This window comes from Rheinheimera riviphila, from assembly GCF_004005945.1.
GTDB classification, from domain to species: Bacteria; Pseudomonadota; Gammaproteobacteria; order Enterobacterales; family Alteromonadaceae; genus Pararheinheimera; species Pararheinheimera riviphila.
In genome coordinates, this window is record NZ_SACS01000024.1 from 56,800 (window position 1) to 76,685 (window position 19,886).

General features: G+C 49.9%; 12 protein-coding genes and 2 tRNA genes. 10 read left to right on the forward strand and 4 right to left on the reverse strand.

Annotation, left to right across the window (positions count from 1 at the left end; genetic code table 11):
• Window positions 1-60 precede the first annotated feature (60 nt).
• Entirely contained in the window at window positions 61-3,195 is a 3,135-nt protein-coding gene (locus EOE67_RS17640; RefSeq protein WP_206099653.1) for a TonB-dependent receptor, read from the forward strand.
• 97 nt (window positions 3,196-3,292) lie between these two features.
• On the forward strand, window positions 3,293-4,525 hold the full coding sequence (pelA, locus tag EOE67_RS17645) for a pectate lyase (protein ID WP_127700651.1): 1,233 nt from the start codon (window positions 3,293-3,295) through the stop codon (window positions 4,523-4,525).
• Between the two features lie 120 nt (window positions 4,526-4,645).
• Here the strand turns inward: pelA and EOE67_RS17650 are convergent, their stop codons facing one another.
• Together EOE67_RS17650 and EOE67_RS17655 are read right to left on the reverse strand one after the other, a co-directional pair.
• Window positions 4,646-8,332 (reverse strand): hybrid sensor histidine kinase/response regulator, encoded by a 3,687-nt coding sequence (locus tag EOE67_RS17650; RefSeq protein ID WP_127700652.1) that lies wholly within the window; start codon window positions 8,330-8,332, stop codon window positions 4,646-4,648.
• 253 nt (window positions 8,333-8,585) lie between these two features.
• Entirely contained in the window at window positions 8,586-9,080 is a 495-nt protein-coding gene (locus EOE67_RS17655; RefSeq protein ID WP_127700667.1) for a TIGR00645 family protein, read from the reverse strand.
• Window positions 9,081-9,336: 256 nt separating this feature from the next.
• Here EOE67_RS17655 and EOE67_RS17660 point away from each other — a divergent pair, with 256 nt between their 5' ends.
• Window positions 9,337-11,499, forward strand: a complete 2,163-nt coding sequence (locus EOE67_RS17660) for a S46 family peptidase (RefSeq protein WP_127700653.1) — start codon at window positions 9,337-9,339, stop codon at window positions 11,497-11,499.
• Between the two features lie 124 nt (window positions 11,500-11,623).
• Here the strand turns inward: EOE67_RS17660 and EOE67_RS17665 are convergent, their stop codons facing one another.
• Window positions 11,624-12,646 (reverse strand): M48 family metallopeptidase, encoded by a 1,023-nt coding sequence (locus EOE67_RS17665; protein WP_164852425.1) that lies wholly within the window; start codon window positions 12,644-12,646, stop codon window positions 11,624-11,626.
• Window positions 12,647-12,653: 7 nt separating this feature from the next.
• Entirely contained in the window at window positions 12,654-13,706 is a 1,053-nt protein-coding gene (locus EOE67_RS17670; protein WP_127700655.1) for a YjgN family protein, read from the reverse strand.
• A gap of 399 nt (window positions 13,707-14,105) precedes the next feature.
• Between EOE67_RS17670 and EOE67_RS17675 the strand changes: the two genes are divergently transcribed.
• From EOE67_RS17675 to EOE67_RS17705, 7 genes are all read left to right on the forward strand, one after another.
• Window positions 14,106-14,852 carry a DUF2189 domain-containing protein gene (locus EOE67_RS17675; protein WP_127700656.1) on the forward strand — a complete coding sequence of 249 codons (747 nt, stop codon included), beginning with the start codon at window positions 14,106-14,108 and terminating at the stop codon, window positions 14,850-14,852.
• The gene (locus EOE67_RS17680) at window positions 14,842-15,312 is read left to right on the forward strand and encodes a regulatory protein RecX (protein ID WP_206099654.1); all 471 of its coding nucleotides are present in this window, start codon (window positions 14,842-14,844) and stop codon (window positions 15,310-15,312) included. The genes EOE67_RS17675 and EOE67_RS17680 overlap by 11 nt, the downstream gene beginning before the upstream one ends.
• Before the next feature lie 65 nt (window positions 15,313-15,377).
• Window positions 15,378-17,996, forward strand: a complete 2,619-nt coding sequence (gene alaS, locus EOE67_RS17685) for an alanine--tRNA ligase (protein WP_420849789.1) — start codon at window positions 15,378-15,380, stop codon at window positions 17,994-17,996.
• A gap of 5 nt (window positions 17,997-18,001) precedes the next feature.
• Window positions 18,002-19,213, forward strand: coding sequence for an aspartate kinase (locus EOE67_RS17690; RefSeq protein ID WP_127700659.1), 1,212 nt, complete (start codon window positions 18,002-18,004; stop codon window positions 19,211-19,213).
• A gap of 117 nt (window positions 19,214-19,330) precedes the next feature.
• The gene (gene csrA / locus EOE67_RS17695; protein WP_068060260.1) at window positions 19,331-19,534 is read left to right on the forward strand and encodes a carbon storage regulator CsrA; all 204 of its coding nucleotides are present in this window, start codon (window positions 19,331-19,333) and stop codon (window positions 19,532-19,534) included.
• 167 nt (window positions 19,535-19,701) lie between these two features.
• Window positions 19,702-19,791: transfer RNA gene (locus EOE67_RS17700), tRNA-Ser, on the forward strand.
• A gap of 17 nt (window positions 19,792-19,808) precedes the next feature.
• Window positions 19,809-19,885: transfer RNA gene (locus EOE67_RS17705), tRNA-Arg, on the forward strand.
• The last annotated feature ends 1 nt before the right edge of the window (window position 19,886 follow it).

Genomic DNA, 19,886 nt, shown 5'->3' on the forward strand with positions numbered 1-19,886 from the left:
ACCAACAAGCAGGTCGCAGTAAGAACCTGTAATCACAACAAAAAAAGACAGGGTATATTTATGACATTCCAAAAATCAACTCATCAGACTGGCGCGCACCGGTCGACTCGTTCAAACCAGCTCAGGCCTTTGCAGCCGTTATTTCAGGCGATGTTATTAGCCGGTGGGATGACGTTATTGCTGCAACCTGCGGTCGCACAGGAGGTTGTGGCGCAGGAAAATATTGCTTCGGAAAATACAGGACAGGCACAAAGCACTGTCGATACCGACAAACCTGCAGCTGCCACCAACAAAGAAAAAGACATCGAAGTGATCGCCGTCTCCGGCTTTCGCGGCAGTTTAAATGTGGCGTTAATGGCCAAACGCGAAGCGGTCGGCTCCAAAGAAACTATCCTCGCCGAAGATTTAGGTAAATTCCCGGATTTAAATATCGCCGATGCCTTAGCAAGGGTGCCGGGCATTGCCATTGAACAGGATGCGGGCGAAGGGCGGCAAATCAGTTTGCGTGGTTTGGGTTCGACCTTTGTCAAAACCACCATTAATGGTATGGAATCGGCATCTGCTGGTGCTGCTACTGACGCTGCGGGCGGTGCCAATAAAAGCCGGGCTTTTGATTTTAACGTGTTTGCCTCTGAGTTATTTACCCAGATTGATGTCAACAAAACCAGCTCAGCCGAGCTGGAAGACGGTGGTATTTCCGGTAACGTCAATTTACAAACGGCGCGGCCATTTCAATACCAGGAAGATAAGTTCGCTTACAACCTGAACGCCCGTTACAACGATGTCGCCGAAGAAGTGACCCCACGTGCGTCAATGATGTTCAGCAAAAACTGGGATAACAAGTTTGGCGTGTTATTTTCCGCCGCCTATTCGGAAGGTCTGGTACAAAGTGAAGGCGCGACGACGCTGCGCTGGAATATCAATCATCCGTCCTTTAAAGCCGGTTCGCCGGATAACAAACTGACCACAGCGCCGGTGTTTTTATTGTCGCCTAAAGGCGCTTACACCAATGCCAATATGGAAGGTTTGTACTTGCCGCGTATTCCGCGTTATTCGATTTTTAATAAAGCCCAGGACCGTCTGGGTTTAACCGGTGCGCTACAATATCAGGCGACCGACGACTTACGTTTTAGTCTGGATTTATTGCATGCCTCGCTTGATAGCACCATGGACGAATTTCATTATTCGGCGCTGCTGCGCGGCAACGTCAGCAGTAAAACCAATATTTACGCCGAAAATCTGGTGGTGGACGCCAACAATACCGTGGTCGCGGCGACCTTATCTGGCGTACCAATCCGCTCGGAAGCACGCAAAGATGTCTCCACTTCTGATTTTAGTCAGGTGACTTTAACGGCCGACTGGCAACTCAGCGATGCCTTGTCGCTGGTGGCGCTGGCCGGTGTTGGCGAATCGAAATTGGATACACCGTTTCAGCATACTTTTGCGCTCGATTCGTTTAACTCAACTTTTGCCTACAGCTTTGATGGCGCGATTGACCCGGTGGCGCTGATTGGTCAGAAAGGCAGCGGTCTTGGCTCCGGTTCGATGAATATGGATATGCCATCTTTTGCTTTTGCCCCGGCGCAAAAACCTGGCGCCACTTACACCGCAGCCCAATTACAGCAACTGATGCTGGATCCGGATCTGTACAGCATTGGCCTGGCGCGAAATAAAGATCAGTATATCAATAGCGAAAACAGCAACTTAAGCCTGAGCTTTAAATATGTACTCAACGATGATTACAGTCTGAAATTTGGCGTCAATCACCGGGTCTTTGAAACGGCCAACGTACAAGGCGATAACGGCTGGAAAGTGCTAAATACCGCCACCAATAAAACCAGCGGCGACAGCGCCGAGGCTTTGGTGCAGAAACTAGCAGCAGACCGGCTGCGTGGTGCATTATTTGGTTTGTCGCTAAGTGAAGTGGGCGCATCTTTTGGTAACGCCGCATCAGTGCCGGGCTCTTCAACCTTAACCGCCGGTAGCTGGTTAACGCCGGATTACGCCAAATCATTGGCCGCTTTTGGTGGTGAAAGTTTTTTTGCAGCTAAAGAGCGGTATGCCACCACTTACGATGTAAAAGAAGAAGTGACCGGTGCTTATCTGCAACTCGATTTTACCAAAACCCTGTTTGATAAAGATGTGCGCGGCAATATCGGGGTGCGGGTGATTGAAAATACCAATACTTCAGCCATTGTGAACCTCGATCATATTTATGCCGACGGTTACACGCCGGGCCGTGGCGAAGGTGCGAATTTCGCGGGTGGCTACGGCTGGCGCGAAACGGTCAGCGAAAGCCGCGACGTGTTGCCATCTTTAAACCTGGCTTATGATTTGACTGATGATTTAGTGGCGCGTTTTAGCTTAGCCCAAGCCATCACCCGCCCAGCGATTGCCGATTTGGCTTCGGCGATTAAGGTCAATACACCGGATAGCAAAGATCCAACGGCGACCATCGAACAAGGTGCCGGACCAACCTTGCGGCCTTACGAATCGAATCAGGTGGATGTGGCGTTGGAATGGTATTTTGCTGAAGAATCGCTGTTGGCGGTGGCGGCTTTTTATAAAGACATCACCGGTCTTAGTAAAGGTTCCAAGCAAGAAGTCTATTCGCGTGAGCAGTTAAGCGCGATGGGCATCGATTTGGGAGACGTTGACCCGTCGACTATCACCTGGGATGTGACGCAACTGCTCAATACGCCAGCTGAAGGTGTAACCGGTTTGGAGCTGATTTACCAACAGCCGTTTAGCTTCTTGCCGGAGCCATGGAATGGTTTTGGTTTCCTATCGAATCTGACCTGGATTGACTATAAACGTGATATTACCGACCCATTTACCGCGCAGGTTGCGAGTTTACTGGCCGAGGAAACCTCGCGCTTGAGTTATAACTACACGCTGTATTTTGAGCAGGATAACTGGAGTGCGCGGGTGTCGTATAACTTCCGCGAACGTTACACCAAAGAGTATCTGGATAAATACAAAGACGAAGGCAGTTTTGGTCGCGGTTACGAAGACAAGGGGCAGCTGAACTTCTCGTCGCGGTATCAGATTAATGAACATCTGTCGTTGTCGTTTGAAGCGCTGAACCTGACCAATACGCCAACTGAGCAGTGGAGCGATGTGTACACGTCTCGTCCGGTGGAATATCTGCTGACCGGCCGTCAGTATTTGGTTGGGGTGCGTGGATCGTTTTAAGCGGTAACTTCCGCAATCAACCAAGTTGTTTGAACCCGTCCGGACTTGGCCTAGGTAACAAGTCCGGTTGTTTGTTGTAAGACCAGATGGATCATCTATGTTTAAAAAAATATGCGGGCGTTCGCGGGATTTTTTCGCACTGGCGTTGCTGTTATTTTTGCCGGTATGCACCAGTGCAATAGCCATTGATCCAGAGCAGGATCAAGGTTTTGATTGGCGTCAGCAAGTTGCGCAAGACCCAGCCTGGCAGGCCTATTTTGCACGCTCAGAGGCATTCGCGGCCAAGGATCAGGCATTGTTGCAAAACGAGCTGGTGTTATTGCAGCAAACCAAAGCCAGCAAACCCGCCAAGCATAAACAATTTGGTTTTGAGCCAGAGCCAACAGTGGAATATCTACAAAGCCCGGACGCCATCCGCGTAGCGCAAGTGATGTTGTCCTTTCAGACGCCGTCCGGAGGTTGGAGTAAACGCACCGATATGGCCGGTTTACCGCGTCAACCCGGGCAGATGTTTGGCGTTGAGAAAAACTATATTCCGACTTTTGATAACGGTGCCACCACCACGCAACTGCGCTGGCTGGCGGCGTTTTATCCTTATGCGCCTGCCGCATTGCAACCAAAGCTGAAAGCAGCCTTAGAAAAGGGTGTGCAGTTTGTGCTGGCGGCGCAATATCCGAACGGCGGTTTCGCCCAGACTTATCCGCTACGCGGCGGTTATCATGATGCAGTGACGCTGAACGATCATGTATTGGTGGAATTATTAAGGTTACTGAAGGACGTCGCAGCAGCGCCGCAATTTGCGTTGTTGCCAGAGCACATTCGGCAGCAAGCAAAGCAGCAGTTTGTGCTTGGTACTGAATTATTGTTAAAAGCGCAGGTGAAGCTCAATGGCAAATTGACCATTTGGGCGGCGCAGCATCATCCGTTGACTTTAGAGCCGTTAGCAGCACGCGCTTATGAGTTGGCCGCACTCGCCAGCAGTGAAAGTGCCGGAGTGACTTTGTTATTGATGGAATTACCGCAGCCATCAGCGGCTGTGGTGCAAGCCGTAGAAGCAGCAGTGAGTTGGTTTTCGGAAAAACAAATTCTCGATACCAAAGTAGAGCGCGACGATAAAGGCATGCGACTCGTGGCAGCACCCGGCGCCAAACCTTTGTGGGCCCGGTTTTATGATTTAAAAACCCAACAGCCGCTATTTGTTGATCGCGATGGCAGCATCAAAGCCAAAGTCACTGAGTTATCACTCGAACGACAACAAGGTTATGGTTGGTATCAGAACAACGCCGCAGCAGTGTTAAAGGCTTACCCAAAATGGCGGGCAAAGCTTTGAGATTTATCGGAGTAAGATCGAGGTGAGCGTGTGGCAGACCAGCGTCAAATCACCAGTTGGCGTACTGCCGCTGTCGCGGCGAGTAGCGCCCTACCGTTGATGTTACTGGCACCTGTATGCCTATACCCACTCCCGCACTTTCTCCAATAAGGTGCGGGCGTCAATAGGCTTGGTGACAAAATCATTCATCCCAGCATCCAGACATTCCTGATGAAAATCCGCCGTGACGTGCGCGGTTAACGCGATCACCGGTAATCTGGCAAATTGCGCCTGTGCGCGAATGGCGCGGGTGGCGGTGTAGCCATCCATCACCGGCATATGCACATCCATCAGCACCAGCTGATAAGGCTGCTCGGCCAGCATATCCAGCGCCTGGGCGCCATTTTCTGCGATATTCACCGCAAAACCGGCGTGCTGCAAAATAATCCGCGCTAAGGTCTGGTTATAACTATTATCTTCAACCAACAACACCAGACCCGGTTCGCCAGTTGCTGCAGTGCCGGATGGTGCCGTGACCAACGGTTGTTGGCCAGGGTTTTGGGCAACGGCGGTAGCGGTATAACAACGGGCGCTAAAACTAAAAGTACTGCCAATCCCTACTTCACTTTGCACCTGAATACTGCCGCCCATCAGGCCAACTAGCCGCTGGGCGATACTTAAGCCAAGGCCGGTGCCGCCATATTTACGGCTGGTTGAGCTGTCGGCCTGGCTAAAAGCCTGGAACAGATTGTCACATTGCTCCTGAGTCAGGCCGATGCCGGTGTCTTTCACCGCAAACTGTAGCCAGATTTCATCATGATAACCTTCGCCGGTCTGTGCTGATTTAGTCAGATCAGCACAGTGATCGACCGTTAAAGTCACCTGACCTGTGCCGGTAAATTTCACCGCATTGGAGAGCAAATTGACCAGCACCTGGCTTAACCGCAGTGGGTCGCCAACCAGAAAATCCGGTACACCAGGCTCAACGCTAAACTGTAATTCGAGGCGTTTTTGCCGGCTTTGTTCAATAAATAAATCCCGCACTTGCTGCAGCATATCACTTAACCGAAACCGGACTTTTTCCAGTTCCAGCTTACCGGCTTCGACTTTAGAAAAGTCGAGAATATCATTGATAATACTTAATAAAATCTTACTGGAATTGGTGATTTTCGAAAGATAAAGCTGCTGCTCGGCAAAGGATTCGGTGTTTTGTGCCAACTGTGAAAAACCAATAATTGCGTTCATTGGGGTGCGGATCTCATGGCTCATATTGGCCAGAAATTCACTTTTTGCCTGCGCCGCTGCTTCGGCTTTGGTTTTGGCTTGCTCCAGCATCTGCATGGTATTTTCCAGATGTTGGGTCCGTTCGTTCACCAGCAAGCTGAGCCTTTGTTGCTCGCGCAGCGCCAGATTTAACCGCCACCGCATCACTGACAATACGCCAAGTGCAATCAGCAATAAATAACTGACCACCGCCCACCAGCGCAGATACCAGGGGCTGACAATCTGCAGTTGATAAGGGCTGGCCGTGCTGATGTCGCCAATGGCATTTTTGTATTGCACTTCAAACTGATAGCGACCGGCCGGTAAGTTGGTGTAGTCGCGATAAGTTTCGTTGCTCCACCGCGACCAGTCGGATTCAAAGCCGTTCAGTTTTACCCGGAATAACATGGTATCCAGATGCCCAAATCGCGGCACTGTGTATTCCAGGCGCAATGAGTTTTGGCTGGCCGACAATTGCAGCGGTTTTCCGGCAAGCTGCGCCAGCGGTTCGCCCTGATGCTGTACCCGGCGGATTAACGGCGGGAAATGCTGGTTGGCGGCAGGTCCCGGCTGATTTTTAGCAGCGGCAAAGCGGAAAATACCTTCGGCACCACCAAACCAGATCACATCGTCTGCTTCGATCAGAATTTCATCCAGGGGTGTGTCGGCAAGTGGATAAAGCGGCGCCGTGGTCCATTGCAGGTTGGTGGGGCTCGCTGCCGTGTCTGAGCCAGCAGAGCCAGAGACAGCACTGGTGTGAGCGGCGGCGACCGGCACTGCTGCTCCGGCCTGACGCTCGCCGGTCTGGTTACTCCAGGTCAACATCCACAGTCGCCCCTGACTATCGCGCGACGGTGAGCGCACCCAGGGTTGGTCGGTAAACAACGACTGATAGGCGCTATCCGGGGAAAACCGCTGATTGGCTGAGTCAAAACGATACAAACCACGCACGGTGGAAATTAACAGCTGCTGATCGAGTATCGACACTGAATTACGGTTGTCACTGGGCAGGCCATGCACTTCACCAAAGTGGGTGATAATAGGCGCCGGGCGTTCTTGATCGGCAGCGGCCGGCGGTAACTGTAAACGGTAGACACCATGCGCCAGGGAACCCACCCACAATTCACCTGCGGCAGTTTCCACCAGACTGTTGATATTACCGGCCAGCCCGTCAATTGCAGATTCGGCTTGCCAGCCAGCAGCGGTTTTTCGCAGGCTCATCAGACCATTTTGCAATCCAATCCAGACCCGTTGCGGTTGCTGTTTGGATTGCAACAACACTTTACTGGATACCGGCAAACTCAACAGCGGTAGCGCTTGCTCATCGGCCAGCAGATACACCCCTTTGTTATTGGCAACGAGTAAGTCATCGCCGACGCTGGCCAAATCCCAGGTTTGAAATTTCAGCTGTGGTAATTGTACAAACGCCGATTGTTTGCCACTGCTCGATTCAAGCCGGAACAAACCCTGGCTGGTACCTGCATACAAATGCTGCTGGTGACGATGTAAGGCGTGGACGTTGCCGGTGAGTCCGGTGACATGGTTGTATAACGAAATCGCCGATGACGCTTCCACCCGCGCCAGACCATGATCCAGCGCCAGCCATAAACCTTGTTGTGGATCTTCATACATGGCGCGGACATTGTCATTTAGCAAGCCAGAATTGATATTCAGATGATTGAGCAGTTTGCCTTGCTCGTTCAGCAAAAACACTCCGTCGCGCACGGTGGCGATGGCCAGCAAACCGTTGCGTAGCCTCTTGCTGTTGTAAAGCAGCGCCTGCTGTAACCGGTTGTCGATATCGGTCGCAAAGGGACGGAGCCCTTGCTCATCCAGCAGGAAAAAGCCGGTGTTGCGACAGCCAATCAGCAGTTGCTTGTCGTGCCATGCTTCAATCACAAAAATGTTTTTGCTCACCAGAGTTGATGTACCGGCCACCGGCTGCAATTTTCCATCGATGAATTGCAGTAACCCAAGGGCGGCGTCGACAATCAAAATCTTGTTGTCAATCTGAAAGGCTTTGCCAAAGTTGCTGTCGCTGCGCCAGGTATGAACCTGTTGTTCATTGATTAAAAACACATCACGGCGGGACACAAACATCACGCCCTCCGGGGTGACGAAGGTTTGCCGGATGTCAGAAAAATCGCGGTATTGTTCGGGAATACGCTCGGTCCAGGACACAAAATGCGGACCAACGGCTGGGTCGATAAAACCTAAATCACCTTTGGCGCCGACAAAAATCCGGCCATCGGGCCCAACGGCCAAAGAGCGGACAACCGACTGATTTGAGGTTTGAATGGTTTGCCACTGCACGCCGTCAAATTCCAGCACACCGACATTGTTGCCAACATACAAAATGCCTCGTTGATCCTGCACTATGGCCCAGTTTTGGGTGCCGGCATTGTAGGCTTTGGGCTTGTAGTTTTTCAGTAGCGGTAAACCATTTTCGCTGGCGGAAACAGCAGCGCTACCGGCAATCAGCAACGATAAACACAGCCATAACCACAGCTTGCGACAACACGAATTGAAGGGGGATGGCGAAACGCCAGGCGCGGATCCCTGCACACTGTACCTCTTTAGACTTATGAGCGCTGACCCGGTGGTTCAGGTAGGTCAAACTTTAGACAAAGCTATAGTACATGGCAACTTGCGATAAGCTAAAGCAAAATTATGCAAAGTGATCAGATTAAAACCAGGCCAAGACAGGGCTCGGCTGTGATTACCGGGCTACATCATTATTGCAGCCGCGGTTTTTGTGCTGTGGCGTCGCTGTTGTATTGCGATTGAGTTGCGATTGAGTCGCTCATGCGGCTGTAGTTTAAACTTTGTCCTTCATGATTTTATCCAGGTAGCCCATCGCAAAGGCTGAAACCACAAAAGTGATATGGATCAATAAGTACCACATGATTTTGTCATTCGGAATATTCGGCGTGTCCATAAAAACTTTTAACAAGTGGATCGACGAAATCGCCACAATAGAAGCCGCCACTTTATTCTTCAAAGATGCAGAATCAACCTTACCGAGCCAGTTTAATTTTTCATCTTTTTCATTAATATCAAGCCTGGAGACAAAGTTTTCGTAGCCAGAAAACATCACCATCACAATCAAACCACCCACCAGCGTAATATCAATCAGCGACAACACCACCAGAATTAAATCCACTTCTTTGATGCTGAACACTGCGGGCAGAATATAGAACACCTCTTGAAAAAACTTGATACCAAGCGCCAACAGCACCAAGCTCAGGCCGAGGTAAATGGGTGCCATAATCCAGCGTGACGAATAAAGCAGCTTTTCCAGTAATTTTTCCATCGAAGTTCCCATCAAAGCTCCCTACTGGCTGTTACCCAGCTTTTGGCAAGCTCGTCCTCAAGTACGGTTAAAATAGAACGCAAAGCGGATATTGGGATTTTATCTTGAAAATCAACCAACAGTGAGAAATTGTCGGTGACTGTACTGTACATTTATTAAATTTATCGCACAATGCCAGCCACAGCCCGTTAACTTTCGGGTTTTTCCACGCCTTGAATTCGCGGTGTAATCACAGTTTAGACAAAGGAAATTCATAATGAAAAAAACCATGTTGGCGATGGCATTGTTGGTAAGTGCCAATGGCTGGGCCGATGAAGGGATGTGGCAGCCTCATCAATTGCCGGAACTTGAAGCGGTATTAAAGAGCAAAGGTCTGGAAATTGATGCCGCCAGCATCACACAGCTGACCACTTTCCCAATGAATGCGGTCATTAGCTTAGGGGGCTGTACCGCGTCTTTTATTTCGAATCAAGGCCTGGCGGTGACCAATCACCACTGCGCTTATGGCAGTATTCAGCACAATAGCACTGCCCAAAATAACTTATTGCAAACCGGTTTTCTGGCCAAAACTCTGAATGAAGAATTGCCAGCGTCACCAGGTTCGAAAATTTTCGTTACCGAGCAAGTCAGCAACGTCACCAAACAAATTAATCAGGAACTGACACCGCAACTGCTGGGCAAAGAGCGGTTTGATAAAATCGACCAGCTGCGCAAAGAGCTGATCGCTGAATGTGAAGCGACCGCCGGTTACCGCTGTGGCGTTTATAGTTTCCATGGTGGCCTGGAGTATTACCTGATTAAACAGCTGGAAATCAAAGATGTGCGTTTAGTACACGCGCCGGCTGGAGGTGTTGGTAAATTTGGTGGTGATATCGATAACTGGATGTGGCCACGTCACACCGGTGATTATTCGTTTTACCGGGCTTATGTTGGCAAAGACGGTAAACCAGCAGAATTTAATGCTGAAAACGTGCCTTTCACACCGCCATCTTTCTTAAAAGTATCGGCCAAAGGTGTGCAGGAAAACGATTTTGTGATGGTGATTGGCTATCCTGGCCGTACCAACAGGTACAACACTGCGTTTGAACTGAAAAATATGTTCACCCAAAATTTGCCACTTTCTAAAGCATACCGTGAACAAACCATTGAGTTGATTAAACAAATTGCGCCAGCTGGCTCAGAGGCCCGCATTAAATATGAATCAATTCTGGCGGGATTGGCGAACTACGCCAAAAACTACGAAGGCATGTTAGCCAGTTATCAAAAAGGTACCACGCAGCAGCGCAAAGATAGCTCTGAGCAAATGATGCAAAGCTGGATTAAAGCCGATGCCGGCCGTCAGGCACGTTTTGCCCCGGCGCTGAAAAACCTGCAACAACTGTCAGAACAAAGTATCGAGTTTCAGCAACGTGATTTGATTTTAAATTATTTTGGCTACGCCCAGACCTTCAGCACCGCACGTAAACTTTACCGCTTAGCGCATGAATCAACCAAGCCAAATGAAGATCGGGAAACTGGTTATCAGGAACGGGATCAAGAGCGGTTTGCCGCTGGTTTAAAGCGGATGTCGCGTAGCTTTGATCCGCAGGTTGATTTGGAAATTGCCATGCATTTCCTGAAGCATTACAGCCAGTTGCCAGCAAAGCAGCGGGTTGCAGCCTTCGATACTTTCTTTGGTCTGACCGGCGCCGATGTGGACGAAAAGGCCTTAAAAGAAAAATTGCAGGCGATGTATCAGCAAACCAAACTGGGTGACGAAGTTGAACGTCTGGCTTGGGTTGGCAAATCGGTTGATGATTTTAAAGCAAGCGAAGATCCGATGATCCAGTTTGCGGTGGCGATGTTTGACACTGATTTAGCTGAAGAAAATGCCGGCAAAGAGCTGATGGGTAAGTTCGCAGTAGCGCGGCCAAAAGCGATGGAAGCAGTCATTGCCTTTAATAAAACCCAAAATAAACCAGTATATGCCGATGCGAATGGCACGTTACGGGTCACGTTCGGCACAGTGCAGGGTTATCAGCCACGTGATGCGGTCAGTTATAGCCCCTTTACCACAGTAAAAGGTATTGTCGAAAAAGCCACTGGTATCGACCCGTTTGATGCACCACCGGTGCAGTTGGCGGCCATTCAAAAAGCAGATTTTGCTGGCTACACCCATCCGGTGCTGAACACCGTGCCAGTCAATTTCTTGAGTAACGTCGACACCACCGGCGGCAACTCAGGCTCACCAACCCTCAATGGCAAAGCCGAATTGGTCGGTTTGCTGTTTGATGGGGTGATTGAAGGCATTATCGGTGACGTCGATTACGATCCAGCACTGAACCGTTCTATCCACGTCGACAGCCGTTATATGTTGTGGCAAATGGAGAAAGCGGACGGCGCGGCGAATCTGCTGAAAGAAATGGAAATTGTGCGTTAAACGATTTTCCTGAACCGCAAGTCACGACAGGCGTTCTGCAAGGTTGTTGCAGAACGCCTGTTTTTTTGTGGGTAAAATTTAGGGCTTGATAATGTCTAACGAGAGGGGATTTGGTTTGCAGGCGTTACTGCTTCGTTTTCGCTTTTTCTATCCGCTCGACACTGCTCGGGTGTGAACTTAAATATTGCATCCACTGCTCCAATTCTTCAGCGTTTTTACCACCGCTAGCGCTACTAATTGCTTGCATAGCGTCTATAAAACCGCTGCTGCTTTTACCAAGTGCTTTTAAATGATCAGTCGCAAAATCATCGGCTTGTGATTCCATTTGCCGTGAGAACGAAGCCTGTAGCAAGCTACTGCCGGTACCTAGCAGGACTTCAGTGATCCCTTCCAGGTCGGTAAACAACATCGCAAATACTAAACTGGTGGCCGTAGATTGCACCAGCAAGGTCATGCCGTGTTGATGCTGGACATGGCCCACTTCATGTAAAAATACTGCCAGCAACGCATCCGGCTTATCTTTTAGCAAACTCACTAACTCATCGGTAAACACCACAGTGCCGGCCGGTAACGCAAAGGCATTAGGCCCCAAATGTTTTGCCTGGCGGAACTGAATATCAATCACCCGTTGCTGTTGCTGTGGCAGCGAAGTTAGCGCCTGTAACCATTGCTCCCGCCAGTATTGTTGGGTGTCGGCCGTTAATTCTGATGGGTTTAGCATGGTTTTATCCAGCATCAGCAGCGTTTGTTGATCAACAGCGGCAATCGCGGTTGGCGGTACCCAAGGGACAATCGCGACCGCCATTTTCGGAATGCCCACCATCGAGATCCACCATAACAGCACCGGTACCAACAACACCGACAGCACAATTATCGTTTTATGTTGTTCCAGCCGGGTCGCGAGTCCGGCCTTTTGGAACTGGTTTAATCGTGCTTTAGGGTCATCGGGCAGAAAATAACTGCCATCAACCAGCCGCACTTCCAGCGGTAAACCGGGCAAATCGGCACCGGTGGTAAAGTCGTTGCCTTGCCACAACACCGCACCGGCTGGATCAAGGATGCTGAGACTTTCCGTGGAATAATGCAGGACCGCGGCACAGCTTTGGCTGCTGGCCGCAAGATAATAAGTGCCTGGAATAGATTGCATCATCGACTCAGGTTAATGAAAAATCAGCGTCATATAACCCAGCGGCGTCTTCGGCAAAAGCAGAAGATTCCGCGGCCAGTTGGTCACGCATCAGATCCAGCGCCGGTTGCACTGTCACTTCAGTATGTTCGGCTAATAAACGGCTCATGCGAATGGTTGTCCAAGGGTACGCCAAACCAAGGCTACAGACGATGGCAAGCAGATTGGTCAGGCTCACGACAAATAATTTACCGGTTGGCACATCAGATTTAAAATTGGCCAGTTCGGGTAGCTCAGTAGAATTAAATAAATGATTGCGGATAATCGCCTGATAGACAGCACCTGCCAGGGTAAATACCACAAAATATGCTGCAAATAATGGCAGCATTAACAGCGGATTTGTTTTGATATCTCCTTCAATCAACGGTGAAATGGCGTAGGACAACATAAAACCGATCGCCGCCAGCCCCAGCGTCACCAAAATAGCCATAAACACTGCTTGATAGTAAGTACCGGTTTCAGTGTTGACGACAAAGGATTTTCCGCCGTAAGTGATATTGCTGAAAACAAATTGATCAAGCTTTTTCATCGCATAAGGCAGCGCCAGGTACAGTGTAAAAAGGCTTAAAAAAGGTAACAGCATAAAATACAGCATCGCCTCGCCGTAACTACCGTTAAAACCAAACCGGATATTGCGATAGCTGGTCATGCGTAAGTTAAAACGCAGCCCCATAATCAGCAACCAAGGCATCACAAACAGCAGCGCAACAGCTGCAAAGATTGCAAAAAGCGGGAACAGATTGCTGAGCACCGACACCACCAGGAATACCAGAATGGCCAATAAACGACCTTTTAAAATTTGCATCGGCGTTGCCAGATAACGAAAGGCATGGCCGTCAACTTTGGTGTGTCCGTAAAAATATTGGGTGGTTCGTACTTTGGCCCAGGCGCTGTAAATACCCAGCGTGACAATGCTCAGCAGAATATTGACGATCCAGATCCCAAAAAACTCGCCGCCCTGGCCGCTAAAGTTAATTCTGCCAGATCGGGCTTTGCTTACTGCGGGTATGGTGTTGTCCATAACAATCCTTGTATGTGAATTTTATTGTTAAAACTGTGCGATAGCCCTTGGCTACCGGGTAGTAGCGTATATTTGAAACATTTTTATATCTTTTGTGTCAAGTTAAACTATCAACAGTACCGTTTTGAATATGTTTTCGCGTTAAGTTTGTGGTATTTGTCCTTTTTTGGGGTGGCAATGGCCGAGGTTGGCGCTAAAAAACTGGTCGATCACCTCGCTCAGCTGCAGCAAAACCGCAGCAACTGCCATAAAGCCAGTCTCGGCCTTGCCGATTGGTATTCAGCATTTTTTGCAGTATGATAGAGCGCTTTTAAAACCCGAAAATGGTGCTGCGGATGGGTGTTCCAATGGCGGCTAAAGGTTCAGGGTGTCGATGATGTTGGGTTTGGAGAGAATCAAATGAAATTGCAACTGGTGGTACGCCGGGCACCTGCCGCGGCTGGGTTACGTTGGTTGCAACAGGCTTGGGTGCTTTTTAAACAACAGCCTGGTCTATGGATCCAACTGGTGTTGATTATTCACTTTTCGACGTTATTAGGCGTAATACACCCCTTAGTTGGCGTGCTGATTGCGTTATTAAATCCATTTTTAACTGCAGGTTTGTACCGTTGTATTGTCGCCAGTCAAAAAGGTGCAACCGTCAGTCTGACGCAGTTTTGGCAGCCGTTAAAAGAACCCGCTTGCCGGGCGGTATTTTTGCGATTGGCAGCGGCCAATATGTTGTTCAGCATTCCACTGACGATACTAGGGCAGGAGTTGCTTCAGCAAGTACAAGCCGGTGATGTCAACTTCTTGTTATTATTAATTTTTGTCACTGGTATGACCCTAGTGCTGATGTTGTTTGCCTATGCGATTGCAATTGCCTACTTTCTGAAAGAGACCCGGCTGCTACCGATTTTCCAGGCCAGTTTTATGGCGTGCTGGCGTAACGTACAACCTTTGTCGGTGTACGGTGTGGTGGCAGTTTTATTGATCAGCACCGGCGTCCCAAGTTTATTTATCAGTTGGATCATTGTGTTGCCGCTATTATCGATCAGTTTCTTTTTATCGTTCACCGAGTTTTTTGCGTTAACGCCGGTTGATCAAGATGGTAGCGGCGGTGACGGCGACAAAGACGATGACAAGGCTGGTTTCCTTGAAGTCTGATGCGAAGCCGGACATAACGCCTAGTGCGGCCGAACTTAAAAAAATCGCCATCGATTTATTAAGCCGGCGCGACCACAGCCGTCAGGAATTAAAGCAAAAATTGCTATTAAAAGGCGGCGATGCTGATGTGATCGCTGAAGTGATTGACTGGTGTACCAGTGAAAATTACCAGAGTGATAGTCGTTATTGCGCCATGCTGGTGCGCGCGAAAGTGAATAAAGGCTACGGCCCGGCAGTGGTGTCGCAGGCGGCACGCGAAAATGGCATTGACCGCGAATTACTGACGCAAACGCTCGAGGAACTCGAAATCGACTGGTTTGAACTGGCACTCTCGCAATATCAAAAGAAATTTGCCGACAAGCCAATCACAGATTTTCAAGACAAACAAAAACGGATGGGATTTATGCAGCGGCGTGGTTTTAACTCCGCGCAAATCCAGTACGCCTTAAAGCCGGAGTAGTTGCAGCAAATAAGGCAACAACAACGGGCAGATATCATCACGACAGTTAGGATTTGGATATGTACATGACATCAGCGCAGCTTCGGCGCGCATTTCTGGATTATTTTGCCAGTAAAGATCACCAGGTAGTTGCCAGCAGTTCATTGATCCCGGGCAACGATCCAACCTTGCTGTTCACCAATGCCGGCATGGTGCAGTTTAAAGACGTATTTTTAGGCCAGGACAAGCGCAGCTATAACCGCGCAGTTTCGTCGCAGCGTTGTGTGCGGGCCGGTGGCAAGCATAACGACTTAGAAAACGTCGGTTATACCGCGCGTCACCATACCTTTTTCGAGATGCTGGGTAACTTCAGTTTCGGCGATTATTTCAAACGTGATGCGATTCATTACGCCTGGCAATTCCTGACCGAAGTGCTGCAGTTGCCAAAAGAGAAACTGCTAATCACTGTCTACGCCACCGACGATGAAGCTTATGATATCTGGACCAAAGAAATTGGTATTCCGGCCGATCGCGCCATTCGCATTGGCGACAACAAAGGTGCACCTTTTGCGTCAGACAACTTCTGGGCGATGGGTGATACCGGTCCTTGTGGTCCTTGTACTGAGATTTTCTATGATCACGGCGACCATATCTGGGGCGGCCCACCGGGCTCACCGGACGAAGACGGCGACCGCTATATCGAAATCTGGAACAACGTCTTTATGCAGTTCAACCGCCACGCTGATGGCCGGATGGAACCGCTGCCAAAACCTAGCGTCGATACCGGCATGGGTCTGGAGCGTATTTCGGCCATTTTGCAACACGTGCACAGCAACTACGAAATTGATATTTTCCAGGGCTTAATCAAAGCTGCTGCGGCGATTACCGGCACCACTGATTTAGATAATAAATCTTTGCGCGTTATTGCCGACCATATTCGTTCTTGTTCGTTCTTAGTGGCTGATGGCGTGATGCCAAGCAATGAAGGCCGTGGTTATGTACTGCGACGGATCATTCGCCGCGCCGTGCGTCATGGCAATCAGCTGGGCGCAAAAGGGGTATTTTTCAGCAAGTTAGTGGCTGAACTTGGCGTGCAGATGGGCGAAGCTTATCCAGAACTGATTGAAAAACAGGCCATTATCGAAAAAGTACTGCGGATGGAAGAAGAGCAGTTTGGCAAAACGCTGGAACGTGGTTTGTTACTGTTAACCGACGTACTGGGTCAACTCGGTGACAGTACCCTGATCCCGGGCGAAATCGCTTTTAAACTGTACGACACCTACGGTTTCCCAATTGATTTAACCTCTGATGTGGCGCGCGAGCGTGGTTTTAGCGTGGATCAGGCCGGTTTTGAAGCGGCGATGGAAGCGCAGCGTAAACGCGCGCAACAAGCCTCGAACTTTGGCGCTGATTACAATCAGGCGCTAACCTCCGCTAACATCACCGAATTTACCGGTTACACCGAAGAGCACGGCAATGCCACTGTGGTCGAAATTCTGCGGGATGGCGCGGCCGTGACGTCGTTAATCGACGGTCAGCAAGCATTGATCATTCTGGATCAAACGCCATTTTATGCCGAGTCGGGCGGTCAGTCTGGCGATAGCGGTGTATTAAAGCTGGCGGATGGCAGTGTGTTCACCGTGACCGACACCTTAAAAATCGGCAAAGCTTTTGCCCATAAAGGCATTTTGTCAGGTGCGCTGCAACTGAACGACCGGGTTGAAGCCGTCATCGACAGTGCTCGCCGTGATGCAATCAAGAAAAACCACTCGGCCACGCACTTATTGCATGCCGCGCTACGCCAGGTATTGGGTGAACACGTCACGCAAAAAGGCTCGTTAGTGGGTTCTGAGCGGTTACGTTTTGACTTCTCACATTTTGAGGCTGTTAAGGCCGATGAAATTCGCACCATTGAAGTGTTAGTGAATCAGCAAATTCAGCAAAACCACGAAGTCAGCACCCGTCTGATGGATCTGGACGCTGCAAAGGCAGCTGGTGCGATGGCGCTGTTTGGCGAAAAATACGATGACGATGTGCGGGTGTTATCAATGGGCGCATTCTCCACCGAACTTTGTGGTGGCACGCACGTCGCCCGCACTGGCGATATCGGCTTGTTTAAAATTGTGGTCGAAAGTGGTATTGCCGCTGGGGTCCGCCGCATTGAAGCCGTGACCGGCGAAGGCGCAGTGGCTCACTTACACAAATTAGAGCAACAAGCGCAGTTAGTCGCATCCATGCTCAAAGGCGATGTGATGAGTATTGCCGAGCGCGTGACTCAGGCTTTAGACAAGAGCAAATCACTGGAAAAAGAACTGGAACAGCTCAAAGCCAAACTGGCCAGCGCTGCTGGTGCTTCACTGTTGGATCAAGTGGTGCAGATTAACGGCGTGAAGGTGCTGATTGCCAACTTACCTGGTGCTGATGCCAAAGGTTTCCGCACCATGGTGGACGAGCTGAAAGTGAAATTAGGTTCTGGCGTGATTCTGCTCGCTACTGCGGCAGACGGCAAAGTCAGTCTGATTGCTGGTGTCACCAAAGATCTGACAGATAAAGTTCAGGCCGGCGTATTGATTGGCTGGGCAGCCGAGCAGGTTGGTGGCAAAGGCGGCGGCAAGCCGGATTTAGCCCAGGCGGGTGGCACCGATGTCGCAGCTTTAGCAGGCGTATTGGCAGCTGCGCCAGACTACTTAAGTTCAAAGCTGTAATTTAAGTGGCTTTATTAGTTCAGAAATTCGGTGGTACCTCAGTCGGGTCCACCGATCGGATTGAACGGGTGGCGGAGCTGATTATCCGCAGCATTCATGCTGGCCATAAAGTGGTGGCGGTGGTGTCAGCGATGGCAGGCGAGACCAATCGTCTGCTGGGTTTGGCGCAACAAATCGACCCGCGAGCTGCCAGTCGTGAGCTCGACGTTTTAGCGGCCACCGGCGAGCAGGTCACAGTGGCATTGCTGGCGATGGCGCTGATTAAACGCGGTTATCCGGCGGTCTCTTTGCTGGCCGACCAAATTTGTATCCACACCGATAATAAATTTGGCAAAGCGCGGATTTTGGCGGTAGATAGTCAGCGCTTGCTGCAGGAGCTGGAACAGGGCCACATCGTGGTCGCTGCAGGTTTTCAGGGCCGGGATATTGAAGGCAACGTCACGACCTTAGGGCGGGGCGGTTCTGATACCTCGGCAGTGGCGCTGGCGGCAGCGATTGCCGCTGACGAGTGCCAGATCTATACCGATGTCGATGGCGTCTACAGTATCGACCCACGAATTTGCCCGGATGCCAGACGACTGCCACTGATGCCATTTACCGATATGCTGGAATTGGCAAGCCTTGGCGCCAAAGTGCTGCATTCGCGCTCGGTGGAATACGCCGGACGCTTTAAAGTGCCGCTGCGGGTATTGTCGACCTTTAAACCGGACGCCGGGACTTTGATTGTGGATGAGGATAAGTTAATGACCCAGCCTTATATTTCAGGCATTGCCGGACAAAGCGGGGTGACCTTACTGCGGCTGGAAGCGATCACTGCGACGCAATGGCAGCAAGTGGTTAGTATGCTGGCTGAGCTCAACATTGAAACCGACATGTTGCAGCAATCTGGCCAGTGGCCGGATCAGCTCAGCATGAGCTTTAGTCTGGCAGCAGCAGATTTGCTACAAGTGACTGATGCATTGCAGAAAATAACCGAAAATAGTGTTATTACTGTGCATCATCCCGACCAGAACCTTGCTAAACTGTCGATTGTGGGGATTGGAATCAAATCTGATCCGATGTTAGTGGCCAGGATTTTCAGCCTGCTTTTTGAGATGAATGTGCAAATTTGGGCACTTTGTCATACAGAAAGCCGGTTTTCAGTATTAATCGCAGCCGAGCTCCTTGAAAAAGTAGCAGCGCGCCTGCATCAGGTATTAGTAACCACCGAGAGTTAATTCCAGTATTTTCATAAATTTGAATGCTGGGTTATGATTGTGGACATGGACGCGGCACCCTTCAGGCAATGCGTCGTACAATAAAACTGGATTTTTAAAAAGGATAGGAGCAAGCGAATGCTTATATTAACCCGTCGGGTCGGTGAGACTTTAATGATCGGTGATGAAGTCACGGTCACAGTATTAGGTGTGAAAGGAAATCAGGTACGGATTGGCGTGAATGCACCAAAAGAAGTATCAGTGCATCGTGAAGAAATTTACATGCGAATTCAGGCAGAAAAAGGTACTCCTGGCAGCTACACCCCGGATGATGACCAATAATACCGTTGCGCTAAATATTTGTTTTTGTTGTTTTGTTGTGTGATTTTTACCCGGTTTCGTCATTAATTGCTCAGATTGCTTAAAAGGTCAGCAAACAAACTTTTAAGCAGGAAAAAATGTTTGACTTATTTTCCTGAGACATTAATATACGCACCGCAACGTAGCGCGGAGAGATGGCCGAGTGGCTGAAGGCGCACCCCTGCTAAGGGTGTATAGGGGAAACTCTATCGAGGGTTCGAATCCCTCTCCCTCCGCCAGTTGTTTTAGATTAGATGGACGCATAGCTCAGCTGGATAGAGTACTCGGCTACGAACCGAGCGGTCGGAGGTTCGAATCCTCCTGCGTCCGCCAT

Excerpts from the sequence above, each read along its gene's own strand:
- EOE67_RS17640 (WP_206099653.1), top strand. The coding sequence starts at position 61 with ATGACATTCCAAAAATCAACTCATCAGACTGGCGCGCACCGGTCGACT.
- pelA (WP_127700651.1), top strand. The coding sequence starts at position 3,293 with ATGTTTAAAAAAATATGCGGGCGTTCGCGGGATTTTTTCGCACTGGCG.
- EOE67_RS17655 (WP_127700667.1), bottom strand. The coding sequence starts at position 9,080 with ATGGAAAAATTACTGGAAAAGCTGCTTTATTCGTCACGCTGGATTATG.
- EOE67_RS17660 (WP_127700653.1), top strand. The coding sequence starts at position 9,337 with ATGAAAAAAACCATGTTGGCGATGGCATTGTTGGTAAGTGCCAATGGC.
- EOE67_RS17665 (WP_164852425.1), bottom strand. The coding sequence starts at position 12,646 with ATGCAATCTATTCCAGGCACTTATTATCTTGCGGCCAGCAGCCAAAGC.
- EOE67_RS17670 (WP_127700655.1), bottom strand. The coding sequence starts at position 13,706 with ATGGACAACACCATACCCGCAGTAAGCAAAGCCCGATCTGGCAGAATT.
- EOE67_RS17675 (WP_127700656.1), top strand. The coding sequence starts at position 14,106 with ATGAAATTGCAACTGGTGGTACGCCGGGCACCTGCCGCGGCTGGGTTA.
- alaS (WP_420849789.1), top strand. The coding sequence starts at position 15,378 with ATGACATCAGCGCAGCTTCGGCGCGCATTTCTGGATTATTTTGCCAGT.
- csrA (WP_068060260.1), top strand. The coding sequence starts at position 19,331 with ATGCTTATATTAACCCGTCGGGTCGGTGAGACTTTAATGATCGGTGAT.